This is a genomic window from Roseiflexus sp. RS-1 (assembly GCF_000016665.1).
In the GTDB taxonomy this organism is placed as follows: Bacteria; Chloroflexota; Chloroflexia; order Chloroflexales; family Roseiflexaceae; genus Roseiflexus.
The window spans coordinates 4,264,868-4,282,769 of record NC_009523.1 but is presented as its reverse complement, the minus strand read 5'-3'; the positions used below and the strand labels follow the sequence as shown (position 1 = coordinate 4,282,769).

The window sequence follows — 17,902 nt, the reverse complement described above, 5'->3', positions numbered from 1 at the left end:
TCTCCCGTTTCAGGCATCAGAACGCCCAAACTCCCCCTTCTCCCCTTGAAGGGGGTTGGGGGGATGAGGGGCAAAGGCGCATGGGAATACAGAGAATCACCATTTCTCCCAAGAACTCTGCCCTTGAGAGGCGCACCGGTGTTGTTCCACAACGATGAGCAAGATCGTCACTGCTGAACAAATGCGCGCCATCGAAGAAGCGGCGGTCGCCCGTGGCGCTACATGGTCAGGATTGATGGAACAGGCTGGCGCCGGTGTGGCGCGTGTCGCCCTCGAAGTCTCCGGCGATCCTGTGGGTCGTCGCGCGCTGGTGCTGGTCGGTCCGGGCAACAACGGCGGGGATGGGTTGGTGGCAGCGCGTCTGCTGCACGATGCTGGCATGCAGGTAACGCTGTTCGTCTGGCGACGACGTGAGACTGTCGAGGACATCAACTGGCGGTTGTGTCGCGAACGCGCTATCACCGAACTGGCTGCCGCCGATGATCCGCAGGGTGCTGCGCTGCGGGCATCGCTTGCCAGGGTGGATCTGGTGATCGATGCGTTGCTGGGGTATGGCGCCAATCGCCCGGTGGAAGGCGAACTGGCGATGATTATCGCCACGCTGAATGCGGCGAGGGCAACCGATGCGCGCCGGACGAAACCATACGTTCTGGCGATCGATGTGCCTACCGGTGTTCACGCCGATAGCGGCGCCGTGCTCGGCAATGCAGTGCGCGCCGACCTGACCGTTTCGACCGGTCCTGTCAAGCGTGGGTTGTTGTTCTACCCGGCGCGCGCATACGCTGGCGTGCTGCGCAGCGTCGATATCGGGCTTTCGCCCGCCGATCTGGAGAGTGTGATGACCGACATGATCGATATAGAACTGGCGCGCTCGCTCCTTCCACCCCGTCCGCCCGACTCGCACAAGGGTACGTTCGGCAAGGTGCTGGTCGTTGCCGGATCGATAAACTACCCCGGTGCAGCGACGCTTGCGACCGCCGGAGCGGCGCGTGTCGGCGCCGGTCTGGTGACGCTTGCGGTTGGGCGGAGTCAGGTGTACAGTCCAGGGCGCCTCCCCGAAATCACGTTGCACATCCTTCCCGAAGCCGAACCGGGGGTGGTCGGCGATGCCGCTGCCGACGAGGTGCTCTCCATCCTCGAAGGGTATCAGGCGCTGCTTGTCGGTCCTGGTTTGGGGCGCGAGAAGGCGACACGTGCGTTTCTTGAGCGGTTGCTGGGATTGCAATCACCGCGTCATCGTGGACAGATCGGGTTTCGGATCGCCGCAGCTGGCAGCGAAAAACCGGTGGTCAAGCAGCGACCAGAATTGCCGTTTACTGTGATCGACGCCGATGGGTTGAATATTCTGGCAGACCTGATCCATCACCCTGAAGCGACCGATGCCGCGTCTGGCACGATCTGGAACCGTCTGCCGCGCGGCAGGTGCGTGTTGACGCCGCATCCAGGCGAGATGCGGCGTCTGCTTGGCGTCGAGGAATTGACCGGTCATCCGGTCGATGTGGCGAAGGAAGCGGCGATGCACTGGCAGCAGGTAGTCGTGCTCAAAGGCGCCACGACGGTCATTGCCGATCCGGAGGGTCGAGTGCGCGTCAACGATGGAGGAAACCCGGCGCTGGCAACCGCCGGAACCGGCGACGTGCTGGCGGGCGCCATCGCCGGGTTGCTGGCGCAGGGGCTGGCGCCGTTCGATGCAGCGACACTTGGCGTCTATCTCCACAGCGCAGCCGGTCGCCTGGTGCGCGACGAACTCGGCGATATGGGCGCACTTGCGGGTGATCTGCTCCCGCGTCTACCGCTGGCGATCCGCGCACTAAAACAGCCATGAAGGAGGGTGCAGTTATGACGACGCTAGAACGACCCGCGCGCGCCCGGCGCGTCCACTACCCGGAGAGCGACGGCAAGCCGATGGGCGAAACCGACCTGCACCGCGACCTGATGACCGACCTGATCTTTGCGCTGAAGTGGTTTCTGCGTTCGACGCAGGCGTATGTGGCGGGGAACCTGTTCATCTACTATGAGGAAGGCAATCCGCGCGCGGCAGTAGCGCCGGACGTGTTTGTGGTGTTGGGGGTGGAGCAGCGGCGGCGGCGCATCTTTCAGACGTGGCGCGAGGGGGGGCGCGCGCCGGACGTGGTGATCGAGATCACGTCGAAGAAGACGCGCAAAGACGACCGCGAGCGGAAGCCAGCGATCTATGCGGCGCTGGGGGTGCGGGAGTATTTCATCTTCGACCCGCACGGGGAGTATCTTGAGCCGCCGTTGCAGGGGTATCGCCTGGTGCAGGGGGTGTATGAACCGATAGCGACCGACCCGCTGCGGAGCGAGGTGTTGAACCTGGAGTTGCGGCAGGAGGACGGGATGCTGCGGTTGTACCATCCGCAGACCGGCGAGCGCCTGCCGACGTCCGACGAGGAAGCGCAGGCGCGACGTGCTGCGGAGGCGCGCGCAGCGCAACTGGAGGCGGAAGTGGCGCGCCTGCGCGCCGAACTCGCGCGGCTTGCCGGTGCGCAGGCGGCATTAGAATCATCGTCATCGGAGGAAGCGTAGCCGCGTGACCCGCGCCCTGAAACCGACGTGAAGGAGGGTGCAGTTATGACGACGCTGGAACGACCCGCGCGCGCCCGGCGCGTCCACTACCCGGAGAGCGACGGCAAGCCGATGGGCGAAACCGACCTGCACCGCGACCTGATAACCGACCTGATCTTTGCGCTGAAGTGGTTTCTGCGTTCGACGCAGGCGTATGTGGCGGGGAACCTGTTCATCTACTATGAGGAAGGCAATCCGCGCGCGGCAGTAGCGCCGGACGTGTTTGTGGTGTTGGGGGTGGAGCAGCGGCGGCGGCGCATCTTTCAGACGTGGCGCGAGGGGGGGCGCGCGCCGGACGTGGTGATCGAGATCACGTCGAAGAAGACGCGCAAAGACGACCGCGAGCGGAAGCCAGCGATCTATGCGGCGCTGGGGGTGCGGGAGTATTTCATCTTCGACCCGCACGGGGAGTATCTTGAGCCGCCGTTGCAGGGGTATCGCCTGGTGCGGGGGGTGTATGAACCGATAGCGACCGACCCGCTGCGGAGCGAGGTGTTGAACCTGGAGTTGCGGCAGGAGGACGGGATGCTGCGGTTGTACCATCCGCAGACCGGCGAGCGCCTGCCGACGTCCGACGAGGAAGCGCAGGCGCGCCGTGCAGCAGAGGCGGCGCGTCTGGCAGAGGAGGCGGCGCGACGAGCAGCGGAGGCGCGCGCGGCGCAACTGGAGGCGGAGGTTGCGCGTTTGCGCGCGGAACTCGCGCGGCTTGCCGGTGCGCAGGCGGCATTAGAATCATCGTCATCGGAGGAAGCGTAGCCATGCCAATCTACGAATATCTCTGCCCGCAGTGCAACGGGCGCTTCCAGAAACTGGTCTATGGGTTCCGCGATCCGGAGGGGCTGGCGTGCCCGCGTTGCGGTTCGACCGATGTGCGGCGCGCAATCTCGCGGGTGGCAGTGCTCAAATCGGAGGAGTCGCGCATCGAGGCGCTTGCCGATCCCTCAATGCTCGCCGGTCTTGATGAGAACGATCCGCGCTCCATCGCGCGCTGGGCGAAGAAACTGGGGAAGGAACTCGGCGAAGAAGCGGGCGACGATTGGGACGAGATGGTGGACGAGATGCTGGAAGAGGAGTTGCGGCGCGGTGCTGGCAAACAGGAAGGCGAAGATGGTGAGGGCGATGAGACGGAAACTGACGCTTCTACGTCTGCAAAACCCAAACCCGCCGACGATCTCGGATGGGCGTAAGCGGTATGCGGTTTCGTTCCCATCTGCTGGCAGCAGCGGCAGTCGGACTGGCGCTCTACCCACGTGCGCCATGGCGCGCTGCGCTCACAATCCTGAGCGGCGTGGCGCTCGACACCGATCATTTTCTGCTCTACGCGCTCCGCAGCGGCGACTGGAACCCGGTCGGCGCATTGCGCTACGACCGCTGGCGTCACCACCCGCCCCGGCGCGGCGATACCCGCCCCCGTTATGGATCGCTCCGCTCGGTGGCGCATGAACCGCAGATCACATTGCCGCTGGTATGGCTCGCGGCGCTCCTCTGGTCTCCTTTGCGCCCGGTTGCCGTCGGGTTGACGGTGCATCTGGCGCTCGATCTGCACCTGCCGCACTACGACTGGCGCATCCGTCGTCGGGCGCGTGGCAGGTGCGAGCGGTGCGGTATCGCTGGCGTGCCGCTCGAAGTTCACGCGCTCGTCCATCCGCGATACGGCGGCAGACGCTGGTCGGCGCACAACTATGCTCTCTGGTGCACTGCATGCGCCCGTGCAGTGCGCGAAGCGCGGACGTCTGCGCACCTGCCAGATGTACCTTCGCCGGAATGCCGGTCGGCTGAGGAAGAGACCGCCTCTAAGGAGAACGTATGGAACCGCCGCCAGGTCTGACCTGTCGTGATGCCATCCGCGGCATGCCGCTGGCGTTCAACGCGCATGCCGCTGCTGGATTGCGCGCGGTCATTCAGTTCCGTATCACCGGCGCCGAACCGGGAGATTACTACCTGCGCATCGCCGGGGGTGAATGTTTCTTCCACGAAGGCGTCTTCGACAAACCAGACGTCAGCATTCATGCCCGTTCAGAGGTATGGCTTGCGATTGCCCACGGCGAACTGGACGGCACACTGGCGTACCTGACAGGGCGTTATCGGGTTGAAGGCAACGTCTGGCTGTTGATCCGCTTGAAATCGCTCTTTTCGGCGACCGGAAAAGCGTGAATCACACCTCGCGAATGTCAAAGACGCTTTTGACAACCGGCGCGATGACTTCCCGCACCCGGTCGAGGCTCAACCCGCTGACCTTGAAGGTGATCAACCGCGCGCCGTCTTCTTTGTCGAACTGACCGAACGAGATAAAGTTCCCGCTGGCTTCGAAGATCGCCGTGCTCAATCGTGCAAGCATACCAGGGCGATCATCGAGCAACGCCGTCACCCGCACGCCATGCTCGCGCACGCTCATCAATTCCAGCAAGATTTTGAAGAGGTCGGTTTCGGTAATAATGCCGACGACCTCGTGCCCACGCATCACCGGCAAACCGCCAATGCGCTTATCCGCCATAATGCGCGCCGCTTCCTCGATCGGCGTGTCTTCGGTCACGGTCACCACCTGGCGTGTCATCACCTCATCGACCGTCAGTTTACTCAACAGGTAGTTCATTTCCCACACGCTCAATGAAGTGACCGGCGAAGGCGAGGCGTACAGCAGATCGCGCTCCGACACAATGCCGACCAGTCGATGATGCGCAATGACTGGCGCGCGTCGGATGCGCTTCTGCCGGAAGAGCATCAGCGCGTCGGAAATGGGGGTTTTGGGTTCCACCGTGATGACCGGAGCAGACATACGTTCACCGACAAGCATGAGCGTCCTCCTGTTGTGCGTAGGGGCGTCAGCAGTGCATCCAGCAATGTTGTTGTCCGCGCTGACGCAAGCGAATCATCCTTCCAGCAATTCTCAATATGCGCGAAACCTTTTGCCGACTCGCGACTTCCCTGAGATTGACGACGACACTGCCTTCGCTGACTTTTTGCTGTCATTCTCCGCGTTGATATGCGGCTGGACGGATGGCGGGCAGTGCTCATTGCGCTTACGATCCATCCTGATGCTCACGCACCAGACGCATCACGCGGAAAGACTCGGCGTATGCCAGACCGGCGGTCTTGCCGGTTTCCGCTGCCCAATTGCGCACCCACTCCCCGTCGCCGACCTGCACCTGACTGGCGTGGCGGCGCAAGGCTTCGATCTTGCGTTCAATCGTGGAGGAAATATCCACGAAGACCGTATACGGTCCGCCGTGATCGGCAGTAATGTACAACTCTTTGACCTGGTGCGGCTCCAGACCTTCAGCAAGCAACTCCGGGAAAATCGGGCGCGTCGGGGCGCTGGGGAAGACGGCGGCGACCGCCGCTTCGGCGGCTGCACGGTGATCGGCGTGGTTGATATACTCATCGCCGTAGAAGAAAGCCGTCGGATCGCCGCATACCACGCGATCCGGCTTGAGATGCCGGATCAGGCGCGTCAATTCGCGGCGCAACGCGAGGGTCGGTTCGAGGACGCCATCTGGGTACCCCAGAAAAAAGACCTCTCTGACGCCGAGCACCCTGGCAGCGGCGCGTTGTTCTTCTTCACGAATACGAACCAGTTCGCGCAAATCCTGGTTCGGGTCGTTGCTGCCAGCAGAACCATCGGTCACAATGCAGTAGTAGACCTCGTGCCCTTGATCGGCCCAGAGTGCGGCGCTGCCGCCCATGCTGAACTCTGGATCGTCGGGGTGGGCAAAGATGCCCAGAATGCGCAGGGTAGAAGAAGATAATGCGTTGCTCATAGCCCTTTCTCTATCTGAACCGTGTGATGGGAGTGCCATGCAGTGTACCGCGATTCGGGGAGGTTGTCGAGCACGATGGTGCAGGATTTGCATTTGCGGATCACGTTGCGCTTCGGCTCACTCTGTGCTATAATCGCCGTCTGCAACTGAAGAATGCTTCTGCTCTCTTGCGCCCGCGCCACCGCGCATGGTGCGGGGTCTGACAAAGAGGGCCTGTGACCAGAGGAGGATCAATGCGCGAGCGTCGTCGTGACTACGAATTGTTATTCATCATTCCCCCAATACGAATGAGCGACGAGGAGATACGCAACGCCATCGAGCGCGTCTCCCAGACGATCACCAATCTCGGCGGGGTTATTACCTCAACCAATCATGCACCACCCTGGGGCCGTCGAAAATTTGCCTATCCGATCCGCGCCTACGTCGAAGGTGAGGCGAGTCGTCGCGTGTTCACCGAAGGGTACTACGTTTTGATGCACTTTCAGATGGCTGCGGATCGCGTTGCCGAACTCGAACGCCTGCTCAAACTCAACGACTCGGTGCTGCGTTATCTGCTGACACTGGTGGAAATGCGCGGCGCGGCGCCAGCGGTTGTCGCAACGGTCGGCGCTCTTGATGGCGAAGAACCCGAAGACGAGGAGGATCTTGAGGAGGATGAGGAGGTTGACGACGTCGAGGAAATCGAAGAGGACGTGGACGTCGACGAAGACTAATGGGCGCTGTTCGTTATAAAGGGGAGAGGAACGAACAATGGCGAAGGATCTCAACAAGGTGATGATCATCGGGCGTCTCGGTAAAGACCCTGAGATGCGCTATACGCCTGGTGGAAGCCCTGTAACGACGTTCAGCGTCGCGACAGGACGGCAGTGGAAAGACGGCAGCGGCGAATTGCACGAGGAGACGGAATGGTTCAATGTAGTGACCTGGAATAAACTGGCCGAGATCTGCCACGAGCACCTGCGCAAATCCAGTCGCGTCTATATCGAAGGGCGCCTCCAGACTCGCCATTGGGAGGATCAGAACGGGGTGACGCATTACCGCACTGAGGTTGTGGCGAGCGATATGATCATGCTCGACAGTCGCGGTCCTCGTGAGTCGTCGCAGTATGGCGATGAGCCGCCGTATCATCACCCCGATCATCGCCCTCAGCGCGGGCAGCAGTCGAAGGACGATTTTGCCATTGGTGATGAGGATATTCCGTTTTAGTACAACAGACGAGGTTTATCGTGACTGAGGATCAGGCTCGTCGCAGTGGCGGCGTGGGGCGCCGTCGCTTTGGCGCTCGACGCAAGGTCTGCATGTTCTGCGCAGATCAGATTCGCGTCGTAGACTATAAAGATGTCAAGCGTTTGCAACGCTGCATGTCTGAGCGTGGCAAAATCCTGCCGCGCCGCCGCACTGGTGTCTGCGCGCGCCATCAGCGTTCGCTGACGGTGGCGATCAAGCGTGCGCGCCACATGGCGTTGCTGCCGTTCGTTGCAGCGCATATCCGCTCGTAGATGGCTGTGGTGTTCCCCGAAGGACCGCCCGGTTTGCCCGCGTCTGCTGTACGATGCAGCAATGTGAGCGAATCGTGGCGGCTCTTATGTGTGGGGTCTGTCTGTTATGACGTTTAATCAACGTAAACCGCAACCGCCGCGCCCGCAGGAAACGCGCTCTGCAACGCCTGCTCGTCGCCATTTGCGTCGGAGTGAGATCGAGCGTCGCCGTCAGCGCGCAATTATCATCGGCACGGCAGTGGTGGTGGCGATCGCGGTGCTGGCGCTGGCTGCCGGTCTGGTCTATGAGCAGGTCTGGTTGCCGGGACGACCGGTGGCGCAGGTCGGGAGCGTCGTGCTGACGCGCGGCGACTATGTCGCGGAACGACGTGGGGAGGCAGCGCGCCTGATTGCCCAGAGTCTCTATCTGGCGACCTTTGGTCCGCAATTTGCCCAGCAGTTTCTCGATCAGATTCCACAGATCGACGCTCAGGCGGCAGCGGCGCGCAATGAGCCGGTCGATGATGCACTGGTGAATCAATGGGTCGAACTGCAACTGATCCGGCAGGGAGCACAGTCCAGGTTCGGCATCCAGGTGACCGATGGTGAGATCGCGCAGGAGTTTATCGATCTGTTCGGTCCCAATTTTGCCCCGCCTGCCGATGCAGTGACGCCAACTGCGGTGCTGCTGCCAACGTCGCCGCCAACCGCGCCGCCTGAGCCGACGGTGGGTCCGGGAACGCCGTCGCCAACCCCCTCCGGTCCAACCGCAACGCCAACGCCGTCACCAACGCCAGAGCCGACGGTGACGCCGTCGCCAACGCCGCTGGCGGATGAGGCGCTTGCCAGGCAACAGACGGCGCTGCAACGGCTCTACGATGAGTATGTCAATGAGATGCGGCGGGTCGATCCCCAACGGCGCATCCATCTGACGCTTGATGACTTCCGCCGCGGGTTGTCCAACCAGTTTTTGCGTCAGGCGTTGACGCGCCGGGTACAGGAGCAATTGGTTCCGGATTCGACCTTTACGCCCAGCGCCGACCCGTCCGCTATCGAGACGCGCCACATTCTGCTGAAGGTGACCGTTCCGATCACTGCGACAGAAGAGGAACGTGAGCAGGCGTTTGCTGCGCGTCGTGCGGAAGCGGAGGCGCTGCTCGCCGAGGCGCGCGCCGCTGCCGATTTCGGCGAACTGGCACGTGAACGTTCCGAGGATTACAATACAAGAGCGGCGGGCGGGGCGCTGCCATCGTTTGATAAGGACGGAAAGACGCCGGATGGTACACAGATCGATCCGGCGCTGGTCGCGGCTATCGCGAATGCGTCTGAGAATGAGATCGTCGGTCCGGTACGCACGTCATTTGGCTGGCATATCGTGCAGTTGGTGCGGCGCACGGTCGATTCGCGCGAGACGCAACTCAACCGGGCGCGTGCTGAGGCGTTTGAGCGCTGGCTTGAGGAGCAGCGCGCCGCTGTCAGTGTGCAGCGCTTCCCAACCCTCGTGCCAACCCCTTCGCCGTTACCGACCGGTACGCCTCCACCGTTGCCGACGGTGGATTTGGGCGGCGAACCGACGCCGACGCCACTGCCGACCGAAACCGGAGTGCCGGTTGGGGGAACGCCGGTCACAACGCCAACGCCGACCGGAACAGCCGTTCCAGTCGAGAGAACGCCTGCCCCGACGCCGTAAGGAGTGTGTCGCGTCCTGCGCCGGTGTGCAGGGCGCCGACGCTGTGCCGCAGGCGTGGCATAGACAACCATGAGACGTTGGAAACCACAGTCCACTCAGGGGCGATGGGTTGCGCTCGGTCTGTTGATCCTCGCCCTTGGCGGCGTCACTCTGGCTGTTGTCGGGCTGATTCGTCGTCTCTCCGGCGCTCCTGATCAGTGGCAGATCGATATTGGCGCTTTTGGCTTGCTGCTGCTGCTGATCATCAGCCTGTTGGCGGCAGCGTGGTTCGCCTACCGCCTCATCGCCGCGCTGACGCTGACCTACGCCATCGACCGCAATGGGCTGTACATCCGCTGGGCGGGCAATCAGGCGATCGTTCCGCTCGATCAGGTGGTGACGATCGATGTGGGCGCCGGTCCGGTCTTTTTGCCGTTTGGCATCTTCCAGCGGGTTGGAACTTACTGGGGAAGTGCATTCGCGGGTGACAAGCCGCTGCATCTGTATGCGACACAACCGCCCGATGCATGCCTGATTATCTATACCGCCGATGCCGCCTATGCCGTGTCGCCTGAAGATCCAGAGGCGTTTGTCCAGGACCTTGAGCAGCGCCGGAGTCTGGGGGCAACCAAAGCGCTCCAACCGGCGATCGAGTACAGTCGGGTGTTCCACTACGCATTCTGGCGCGACGGAACAGTGTTGGGACTGATTGTGGCAGCGCTGGTGATCAACCTGCTGGCGCTGGCGATGATCGCTGCCGCCTACCCATCACTCGCTCCTGCCGTCGAGATGCGCTTCGATGCAACCGGCGAGGTCGCTGAGTTGCGTCCGCGTCATCAGGTGCTGTTTCTGCCGCTGGCGGCGCTCGGTCTCAGCCTGTTCAACACTGCGGTTGGGATGAGATTGTATCGGAATCTGCCGCCGGGCGCCCGCCTGCTCCAGGGCGCCTCGGTGATTGTGCAACTCCTGTTCCTGGTCGCAATCGCGCAGATCCTGTGGTGAGCGCGACGGCGCCCCCTCATCCCTCCAGCAACAATCGCTCCGGGTCTTCCACCAGTTCCTTGACCCGCACCAGGAACGATACCGCCTCACGTCCGTCGATGATGCGATGATCGTAGGAGAGGGCGACATACATCATTGGACGGATGACGACCTGCCCGTTGAGCGCCACCGGACGTTCCTGAATCTTGTGCATGCCGAGAATGCCAACCTGCGGCGCGTTGAGAATCGGTGTGGACATCAGTGAGCCGAAGATGCCGCCATTGGTGATGGTGAACGTGCCGCCTTGCAGGTCGGCAATCGTGAGTTTCGACTCGCGGGCGCGGTGCGCCAGTTCTTCGATGCTGCGCTCGATTTCTGCGAAACTGAGGCGGTCTGCGTTGCGCAGCACCGGCACAACCAGCCCTTCGTCGGTGCTGACGGCGATGCCGATGTCGTAGTAATGCTTGACGATAATCTCGTCACCGCGAATCTCGGCGTTGAGAAGCGGGAAGGCTTTCAACGCGCCGATCACCGCTTTCGTGAAGAACGACATGAAACCGAGACCGACGCCGTGGCGCTCACGGAACGATTCGCGATGCCGTTTGCGCAGATCGATCACGGCGCTCATATCGATCTCGTTGAACGTTGTGAGCATCGCCGCGGTGCGCTGCGCCTCGACGAGTCGGGCGGCAATCGTCTGGCGGCGGCGGGTCATGCGGATGCGCTCTTCGCGTCGTCCGTCGTCGGGAACCGGCGCCGGTTGCGTAGCGGGCGTGAGCGCGGGCGTGTGGGGTGTGACCGCCGGAACTGCCTCCGTCGGAAGCGGCGCTGGCGAGCCAGCGCCGTGGCGGATCACATCATCTTTCGTCACCCGACCGCCGGGACCACTGCCGGGAATTGCGGCAATATCGACGCCGTGCGTTTCGGCGAGGCGACGGGCGACCGGCGTCGCCGTCACTCTGGCGCCAGCACCGTCGTGGAGCGGCATAGCCGGTTCTTCCACCTTCTCCGCGATCACCCCCAACAGTTCGCCGATGGTCACCGTGGCGCCATCCGGCTTGAGGATACGACTCAGAATACCAGAGCCGGATGCGGTCACTTCGACCGTCACCTTGTCGGTTTCAAGTTCGACCAGCACCTCACCCGCAGTAACTGGATCGCCCTCGTGTTTGTGCCATGCCCCGACCGTCGCCTCGACAATCGACTCGCCCAGGGTCGGGACCTTGATTTCGACAGCCATAGACTCCTCGTGTTATCGATACTTTTCGACAGCTGGCGCGCGCAGCGCTTCGGCGATTAACCGTTGCTGTTCGATCAGGTGCAATGCCAGCGACCCTTCCGATGGGCTCGCCGACTCAGCACGCCCGACATAACTGAGAGTCATATCGGGACCGATCAGTTCGCGCAGGCGTGGCGCGACGTAGCGCCACGCTCCCATGTTTTCCGGTTCCTCCTGCAACCAGACGACTTCCTGAAGGTGAGGATAGCCTTGCAGCACTGCACGCAATTCGTCCACGGGGAAGGAGTACAACTCTTCGAGACGCACCACGGCGACGCCGTTTGTCAGCGGCGTATCGTTGGCGCTGAGCAGATCGACGTAGATTTTGCCGGAGCAGAGCACCAGGCGCGCCACATCGGCAGGACGTTCGCGCGCCTGCGGATCGTCGATCACACGCTGGAAACGCCCCTCACTGAGGTCGTGCAGCGACGAGCCAGCACGCGGGTGGCGCAGCAGACTCTTGGGCGTCATGATGATCAGCGGGCGCGGGTCAGTATTCAGCAGCAGCGCCTGACGTCGCAGCAGGTGGAAATACTGCGCTGCCGTCGTACAGTTCGCCACGCGAATGTTGTCTTCGGCAGCGAGTTGCAAAAAGCGTTCGAGACGCGCGCTGGAATGTTCCGGGCCCTGCCCTTCGTAGCCGTGGGGCAACAGCATAACCAGCGCTGGCGTTTGTCCCCACTTCTTGCGCGCCGACACGATAAACTGGTCGATAATAACCTGCGCCCCATTGGCAAAGTCGCCAAACTGCGCCTCCCAGATGACGAGCGCACGCGGATTATGCGCCGAATAGCCAAACTCGAACCCCAGCGCGGCAGCCTCGGAGAGCGGACTGTTGTAGACTGCAAATGAGGCGTGCGCCTGTGGCAGCGCCTGAAGCGCACACCAGCGTTCATCGGTTTGCACATCGTGCAGCACCAGGTGGCGCTGGCTGAACGTGCCACGCTCGACATCCTGCCCGGTCAGGCGGATCGGAATTCCCTCTTCCAGCAGTGATGCAAACGCCAGCGCCTCGGCGTGCGCCCAATCGATAGCGCCTGGCATATGGAGCGCAGTGCGCCGTCGTTCCAGCATCCGTTCCAGGCGCGGATGGACACGGAAGCCGGGGGGCCACTGGAGCAACGCCTCATTGAGCGCCGTCAACCGTTCTGCTGACACGGCGGTGTGGGTACGACGCGCAATACCGGGCGGCGGCAACGGCGGCGGCTCCTCAAAGTGCGGGTGGGCTTCGGCGTCGCTGCGCGCCTGTTGCAACCTGTCCCACACCTTCCTGACCATCTCCTCCGCTTCGGTAGCAGACACCACTCCTTCGGCGATCAGTTTCGACGCCCATTGCTCGCGGACGGTCGGATGGCGGGCAATGATGGCATACATGCGTGGTTGCGTAAATGCCGGTTCATCGCCCTCGTTATGCCCCCAGCGGCGATAGCCGACCAGGTCGATCAGAAAGTCTTTGCCGAACCGTTCGCGATAGGCGTATGCCATGCGCGCAACCGCAATACACCCTTCGACATCATCGGCGTTGACGTGCACAATTGGGATTTCAAACCCCTTCGCCAGGTCGCTGGCGTACAGGGTCGAGCGTCCCTCGTGCGGCGATGTGGTGAACCCGATCTGATTATTGACGATAATGTGAATGGTTCCGCCGGTGCTGTATCCGGCGAGGTTGGAGAGGTTGAGCGTCTCGGCGACGATCCCCTGCCCCGGAAACGCAGCATCGCCGTGGATGAGGATCGGAAGCGAGGCGTGCCTGTTCTGAAGCGGCGCGCCAGCCTGATCGCATGTTTCCTGGGCGGCGCGCGCGCGCCCGGCGACAACCGGATTGACGAACTCCAGATGGCTGGGGTTGGGCGCCAGAGTGATCGGCATCTGCTCGATCCCTGCTTCGCGGAATGCACGGCGGGCGCCGAGGTGGTATTTCACATCGCCAACCCAGCCAGGCGCGCCGCGTCCTTCCGGCGAAAGCGCTGCATCACGCCCCGCCAGCAAAAACTCGCTGAGAATGGCGCTGTATGGTTTGCCGAGAATGTGCGCCAGGACGTTCAATCGCCCGCGGTGCGCCATGCCGATCACCACCTCGTGCACCCCGCCGGTCGCCGCATTGCGAATGATCGAGTCGAGCATTGGGATCAGCATGTCGCATCCTTCGATCGAAAACCGTTTCTGCCCGACGAAGGTCTGGTGCAGATACCGCTCGAAGGTTTCGGCTTCGGTCAGACGCTCGAGTAATTCACGTTTGCGCACGGCATCGAAGCCGTAGAAAAACCGGCGACTCTCGACCGCTTCACGAATCCAGGCGCGCTCCTCGAAAACCTGCACGTGATCCGTTTCGTAGCCGATTGTGCCGCAGTAGACGGAGCGCAGTTTCTGAACCCCTTCGAGCGCATTGCGCGACTCTGCCGCCAGCGGTCCACGCACAATATGGGCGGGCAGGAGCGCCAGGTCAGCATCGTTGACATCGTGGATCGCGGCATCGAGACCTGGATCGCCGGGAGGATCGCGGCCAAGCGGATCGATCCGCGCCGCCAGATGCCCCAGTTCGCGGATATAGCGAATGAGACGGGCGGCAGCGACGGTATGGGTGACATCGATTGGCGATGTTGGTCCAATGTGCGCTTTGGACATGTCAATGTCCGGCGTCGTCGAAAGGTCGATGGTCACAGGGATTGCGGGGGCAGGCGTCGCTGTCGGCAACGCCTCTTCCGGCGACCACTGCGCAAAGAAGGCGCGCGTTTCCGGATCGACCGATGCGGGATCGGTGCGATACCGTTCGTAGAGTTCGATCACATACCCGGCGTTCGGGCCGTGAAAACGTGTATCTGAAGGCATGCAGCACCTGTTCTTTGTTCTTTTTCGCACCCATTATAGCACTCGTGAGTCGGTACGGTGGGCAAAAGCTCTGCCGCGCGGCATGGAAGCTCGCGCCACGTTATCCAGCCCCGCAGGGGCTTCCACGACCTCGGCAAGGGCTGATGAAGATTGAGCATTGATGCCGGACTGACCGTGGGGCTCATATTGATCATTAAATCCGGTATGCCGAACTGGCTGTGGGGCTCATGAAGATTGAGAATTAAATCCGCTATACCGAACTAGCCGTGGGGCTAAAGCCCTCGGCTATGCAAGGCAAAGCCCGCCTGCGCGGGCGAGAGCGGAGTAATTACTCAACAACCATAAGCCCGATGCGGAATGATAAGGGATTTATCCCGAACGAAACTGCTGACAGGGGGCTGAGAGCCTGTCCGAACAATGAATTCGGATTTGGTTCCTGTGAGATATTGAGGGTGCTAATGCTTGTTACCCCAAAAAGACATTATCGGGATTTTCACGCATCTTTCAACGCTTTGGGTACGTGTTGCCATTCTTTCATTGCTGCAAAGCCCACGCAGGCAGGCTTCCCGCCCACGAGCCGCGATGTTCGTTGCCAGGCAGGACGGTATGCTGTACTACTGTTTGGCAAGCCTGCTGTTCTGTCAGTATGTCCAACACACGCCTGCACCCGACGGCTTTGCCGCGCTGTGCCAGGCTCGCTGCAGGTGCAAACTGTTGGACTGCTCTCCTGATCCTCAGTTTCACCCTGGCAGAGATTTTCCTGGAATGCTGTTGTGACTCCGTGCTGAGTCGCAGCAAGGTGGTTCTCGAGGCATGCTAGAAGGAGATGCCTTGCTGCAACTCAGCTAACCGGTCAGTTATATCGCCAGCGCCCCGCTACTCGGCTGCCGCTTCGCCCGCCTCAGCCACGGCCGCCGCTTCCTCCGCCGCTGGCTCAGTCGCCGCTTCGACCTCGCCCTCCGTCGCCATTGCCGCCACCGGCTCGCCCGTCGCCTCGGCTGCCGCTTCGCCCGCCGCTGGCTCGGTCGCCGCCTCGACCTCGCCTTCCGTCGCCATTGCCGCCACCGGCTCGCCCGTCGCCTCGGCTGCCGCTTCGCCCGCCGCTGGCTCGGTCGCCGCCTCGACCTCGCCTTCCGTCGCCATTGCCGCCACCGGCTCGCCCGTCGCCTCGGCTGCCGCTTCGCCCGCCGCTGGCTCAGTCGCCGCTTCGACCTCGCCCTCCGTCGCCATTGCCGCCACCGGCTCGCCCGTCGCCTCGGCTGCCGCTTCGCCCGCCTCAGCCACGGCCACTGCTTCTTCCGCCGCTGGCTCAGTCGCCGCTTCGACCTCGCCCTCCGTCGCCATTGCCGCCACCGGCTCGCCCGTCGCCATTGCCGCCACCGGCTCGCCCGTCGCCTCGGCTGCCGCTTCGCCCGCCGCTGGCTCAGTCGCCGCTTCGACCTCGCCCTCCGTCGCCATTGCCGCCATCGGCTCGCCCGTCGCCTCGGCTGCCGCTTCGCCCGCCGCTGGCTCAGTCGCCGCTTCGACCTCGCCCTCCGTCGCCATTGCCGCCATCGGCTCGCCCGTCGCCTCGGCTGCCGCTTCGCCCGCCTCAGCCACGGCTGCCGCTTCGCCCACTGCTGGCTCAGTCGCCGCCTCGACTTCGCCCTCCGTCGCCATTGCCGCCACCGGCTCGCCCGTCGCCTCGGCTGCCGCTTCGACTGCGCCTTCCGCCACTTCCTCGTTCCGCTGCTCCTCGCTCACAGCCTGCACTCCTTTCAAAACGATAACTAAAACGACCAAACGCTACCACGCACGCCATGGCATCCTCCGCCCGCGTGCTGACACACCAAAACGCAAGGCTGGCAGAATAACCCTGGCGATGCAGTGATATCCGGTGTCAAAGCCTCAATCCAGAGCTTTCACGAAGTCTGTAACACGGCAGACAGCGTGAAACTTGTTGCGGAGGCTATGCAAATATTCTATTACTTAACAAAAGGAAATCTAATCTACCAACAAACGCAACCTACCTGCCTGTTCAAGGCAGATAAGTGTTCATTTGTGGTGAAGAAGAAGTCTCTAATTATATCCGCCAGCATTAGTAATGTCAAGGCTCCTTATATAGATAGCAAACAGTATAACAATAATAGTAACCATAATAACAATAACAACGGAGTTTATTACGATTGTGCTTGCGTGAAGTTCGTGTGCAACCCGCGTCAATGAAGAACACCCGTTCAAGTTGTCGGGCAGGTCTCGCTTACCGTTCTCAATCTAGACATCCTTCACCTGCGCTCGCGAAACGCGGGTCACGTTGTTGAGACCTGGAAAGCCGTGCCAGACGGGGTGACCCAACATCGTGCTACGGCCGACCTGCTTGCGCGGCGCAAGACCGGGGCGACTCGGCGCGTCACAACCCGTGGTGCTCGACCGCGGGCCATACTATTTCGCCCCGCAGGGGCTTCCACGACCTCAGCGAGGGCTGATGAAGATTGAGAATTTATAGCAGTTCTCACAAAGGTTGAACCCAATGGACGGGGTTGAACATTCCCGGAGTCGCGCGCCCCACGCGGCGACCGAAATGAATTTCGGTCTACACTTCGCCGGAAGCGGGCACCTCGCACGACACGACGGATAGGAACCATGGTCAACGTATCTGAAACTGCTGTAATTCTTAACTCACCTTACGCACCCAGGAAATGAGCCATACGCTACAATGACGATAGTATTGTAGAAAATTCCTACACCGACGAAAAAGGTAAACTCCAATGACTGCTTCATCGACTGGCAGGTAAGGTGCGGATGATGTTGACGCTCGGGCTGTGCTGACGGGTGCAGCGGATGCCCGCCCCAAACGCGCCGCAGGAGATGATTCAGATGCACTGCCTCCTCGGGCGTTTCGCCGCGGTGCGCTGCGGGGTAGCGCCGATAAGCACGCAACGCGCCCTCCGCCGCGGTGACCAGATGGATAACGACAGCGTAGCGGGCGTAGTATTCCTGGCGGGTGGTGGCGGTGCAGGCAAAGAACTCCTCTGCCCAGCCGCGCGCCAGCCAGTACGCCAGCGGATCCAGACTGCCGCGCTGACACAGCGCCAGCCGTGGCGGGCCATCGCACAGGGCGCGGCGCAGGGCGTCCTCCAGAGCCATTTGCAGGGCAACCATCAGGCGCTGGAGTAAGGGCGCATCGCCAATACGCCCCTTCAGCAGGCGAGACGCCCAGCCCCCGCGTGGGCGAGATAGCCTCTGGCAGAGCGGCGGCTCGACGGCGCCAGACAGGCTCGTGAAGCAGTTCTTCAACCAGCGCGGTCTTGCCGCCGCCCGGCCCGCCCGTGAGAACGACGAA

The 17,902-nt window shown here is 62.2% G+C and carries 17 protein-coding genes; 11 read left to right on the top strand and 6 right to left on the bottom strand.

Annotation, left to right across the window (positions count from 1 at the left end):
- Window positions 1-154: 154 nt before the first annotated feature.
- Genes ROSERS_RS17585 through ROSERS_RS17560 form a run of 6 tightly spaced genes read left to right on the top strand, consistent with a single transcriptional unit; the run spans window position 155 to window position 4,740 of the window.
- A complete protein-coding gene (locus tag ROSERS_RS17585; protein WP_011958110.1) occupies window positions 155-1,825 on the top strand; it encodes an NAD(P)H-hydrate epimerase in 1,671 nt (556 codons plus the stop codon).
- A 14-nt stretch (window positions 1,826-1,839) separates the two neighbouring features.
- A complete protein-coding gene (locus ROSERS_RS17580) occupies window positions 1,840-2,547 on the top strand; it encodes a Uma2 family endonuclease (protein WP_011958109.1) in 708 nt (235 codons plus the stop codon).
- Between the two features lie 45 nt (window positions 2,548-2,592).
- Window positions 2,593-3,342 (top strand): Uma2 family endonuclease, encoded by a 750-nt coding sequence (locus ROSERS_RS17575; protein ID WP_011958108.1) that lies wholly within the window; start codon window positions 2,593-2,595, stop codon window positions 3,340-3,342.
- A 2-nt stretch (window positions 3,343-3,344) separates the two neighbouring features.
- Window positions 3,345-3,773, top strand: a complete 429-nt coding sequence (locus tag ROSERS_RS17570) for an FmdB family zinc ribbon protein (RefSeq protein WP_011958107.1) — start codon at window positions 3,345-3,347, stop codon at window positions 3,771-3,773.
- 5 nt (window positions 3,774-3,778) lie between these two features.
- Window positions 3,779-4,414 (top strand): hypothetical protein, encoded by a 636-nt coding sequence (locus tag ROSERS_RS24345; protein WP_198136319.1) that lies wholly within the window; start codon window positions 3,779-3,781, stop codon window positions 4,412-4,414.
- Entirely contained in the window at window positions 4,393-4,740 is a 348-nt protein-coding gene (locus ROSERS_RS17560; protein WP_011958105.1) for an SCP2 sterol-binding domain-containing protein, read from the top strand. The genes ROSERS_RS24345 and ROSERS_RS17560 overlap by 22 nt, the downstream gene beginning before the upstream one ends.
- A 1-nt stretch (window position 4,741) precedes the next feature.
- Here ROSERS_RS17560 and ROSERS_RS17555 read toward each other — a convergent pair whose 3' ends face one another.
- Together ROSERS_RS17555 and ROSERS_RS17550 are read right to left on the bottom strand one after the other, a co-directional pair.
- Window positions 4,742-5,380: a CBS domain-containing protein gene (locus ROSERS_RS17555; RefSeq protein WP_011958104.1), complete on the bottom strand. Its 639-nt coding sequence runs from the start codon at window positions 5,378-5,380 to the stop codon at window positions 4,742-4,744.
- A gap of 226 nt (window positions 5,381-5,606) precedes the next feature.
- Window positions 5,607-6,344, bottom strand: a complete 738-nt coding sequence (locus ROSERS_RS17550; RefSeq protein ID WP_011958103.1) for a PIG-L deacetylase family protein — start codon at window positions 6,342-6,344, stop codon at window positions 5,607-5,609.
- A gap of 233 nt (window positions 6,345-6,577) precedes the next feature.
- Here ROSERS_RS17550 and rpsF point away from each other — a divergent pair, with 233 nt between their 5' ends.
- The 5 genes from rpsF (at window position 6,578) to ROSERS_RS17525 (ending at window position 10,493) form a co-directional block, all read left to right on the top strand.
- Window positions 6,578-7,057, top strand: coding sequence for a 30S ribosomal protein S6 (gene rpsF / locus ROSERS_RS17545; protein ID WP_011958102.1), 480 nt, complete (start codon window positions 6,578-6,580; stop codon window positions 7,055-7,057).
- A gap of 37 nt (window positions 7,058-7,094) precedes the next feature.
- The gene (locus ROSERS_RS17540; RefSeq protein ID WP_011958101.1) at window positions 7,095-7,550 is read left to right on the top strand and encodes a single-stranded DNA-binding protein; all 456 of its coding nucleotides are present in this window, start codon (window positions 7,095-7,097) and stop codon (window positions 7,548-7,550) included.
- A 20-nt stretch (window positions 7,551-7,570) separates the two neighbouring features.
- Entirely contained in the window at window positions 7,571-7,843 is a 273-nt protein-coding gene (gene rpsR / locus ROSERS_RS25230; protein ID WP_011958100.1) for a 30S ribosomal protein S18, read from the top strand.
- A gap of 106 nt (window positions 7,844-7,949) precedes the next feature.
- Window positions 7,950-9,512, top strand: coding sequence for a peptidylprolyl isomerase (locus ROSERS_RS17530; RefSeq protein WP_011958099.1), 1,563 nt, complete (start codon window positions 7,950-7,952; stop codon window positions 9,510-9,512).
- A 69-nt stretch (window positions 9,513-9,581) separates the two neighbouring features.
- Entirely contained in the window at window positions 9,582-10,493 is a 912-nt protein-coding gene (locus ROSERS_RS17525; protein WP_011958098.1) for a PH domain-containing protein, read from the top strand.
- Window positions 10,494-10,509: 16 nt separating this feature from the next.
- Here the strand turns inward: ROSERS_RS17525 and odhB are convergent, their stop codons facing one another.
- The 4 genes from odhB to ROSERS_RS17505 form a co-directional block, all read right to left on the bottom strand.
- Window positions 10,510-11,712, bottom strand: coding sequence for a 2-oxoglutarate dehydrogenase complex dihydrolipoyllysine-residue succinyltransferase (gene odhB, locus ROSERS_RS17520; protein ID WP_011958097.1), 1,203 nt, complete (start codon window positions 11,710-11,712; stop codon window positions 10,510-10,512).
- Between the two features lie 12 nt (window positions 11,713-11,724).
- Window positions 11,725-14,580: a 2-oxoglutarate dehydrogenase E1 component gene (locus ROSERS_RS17515; RefSeq protein WP_011958096.1), complete on the bottom strand. Its 2,856-nt coding sequence runs from the start codon at window positions 14,578-14,580 to the stop codon at window positions 11,725-11,727.
- An 876-nt stretch (window positions 14,581-15,456) separates the two neighbouring features.
- On the bottom strand, window positions 15,457-16,323 hold the full coding sequence (locus ROSERS_RS17510; RefSeq protein ID WP_049767538.1) for a hypothetical protein: 867 nt from the start codon (window positions 16,321-16,323) through the stop codon (window positions 15,457-15,459).
- 915 nt (window positions 16,324-17,238) lie between these two features.
- Window positions 17,239-17,706 carry an AAA family ATPase gene (locus ROSERS_RS17505; protein WP_198136318.1) on the bottom strand — a complete coding sequence of 156 codons (468 nt, stop codon included), beginning with the start codon at window positions 17,704-17,706 and terminating at the stop codon, window positions 17,239-17,241.
- Window positions 17,707-17,902 lie beyond the last annotated feature (196 nt).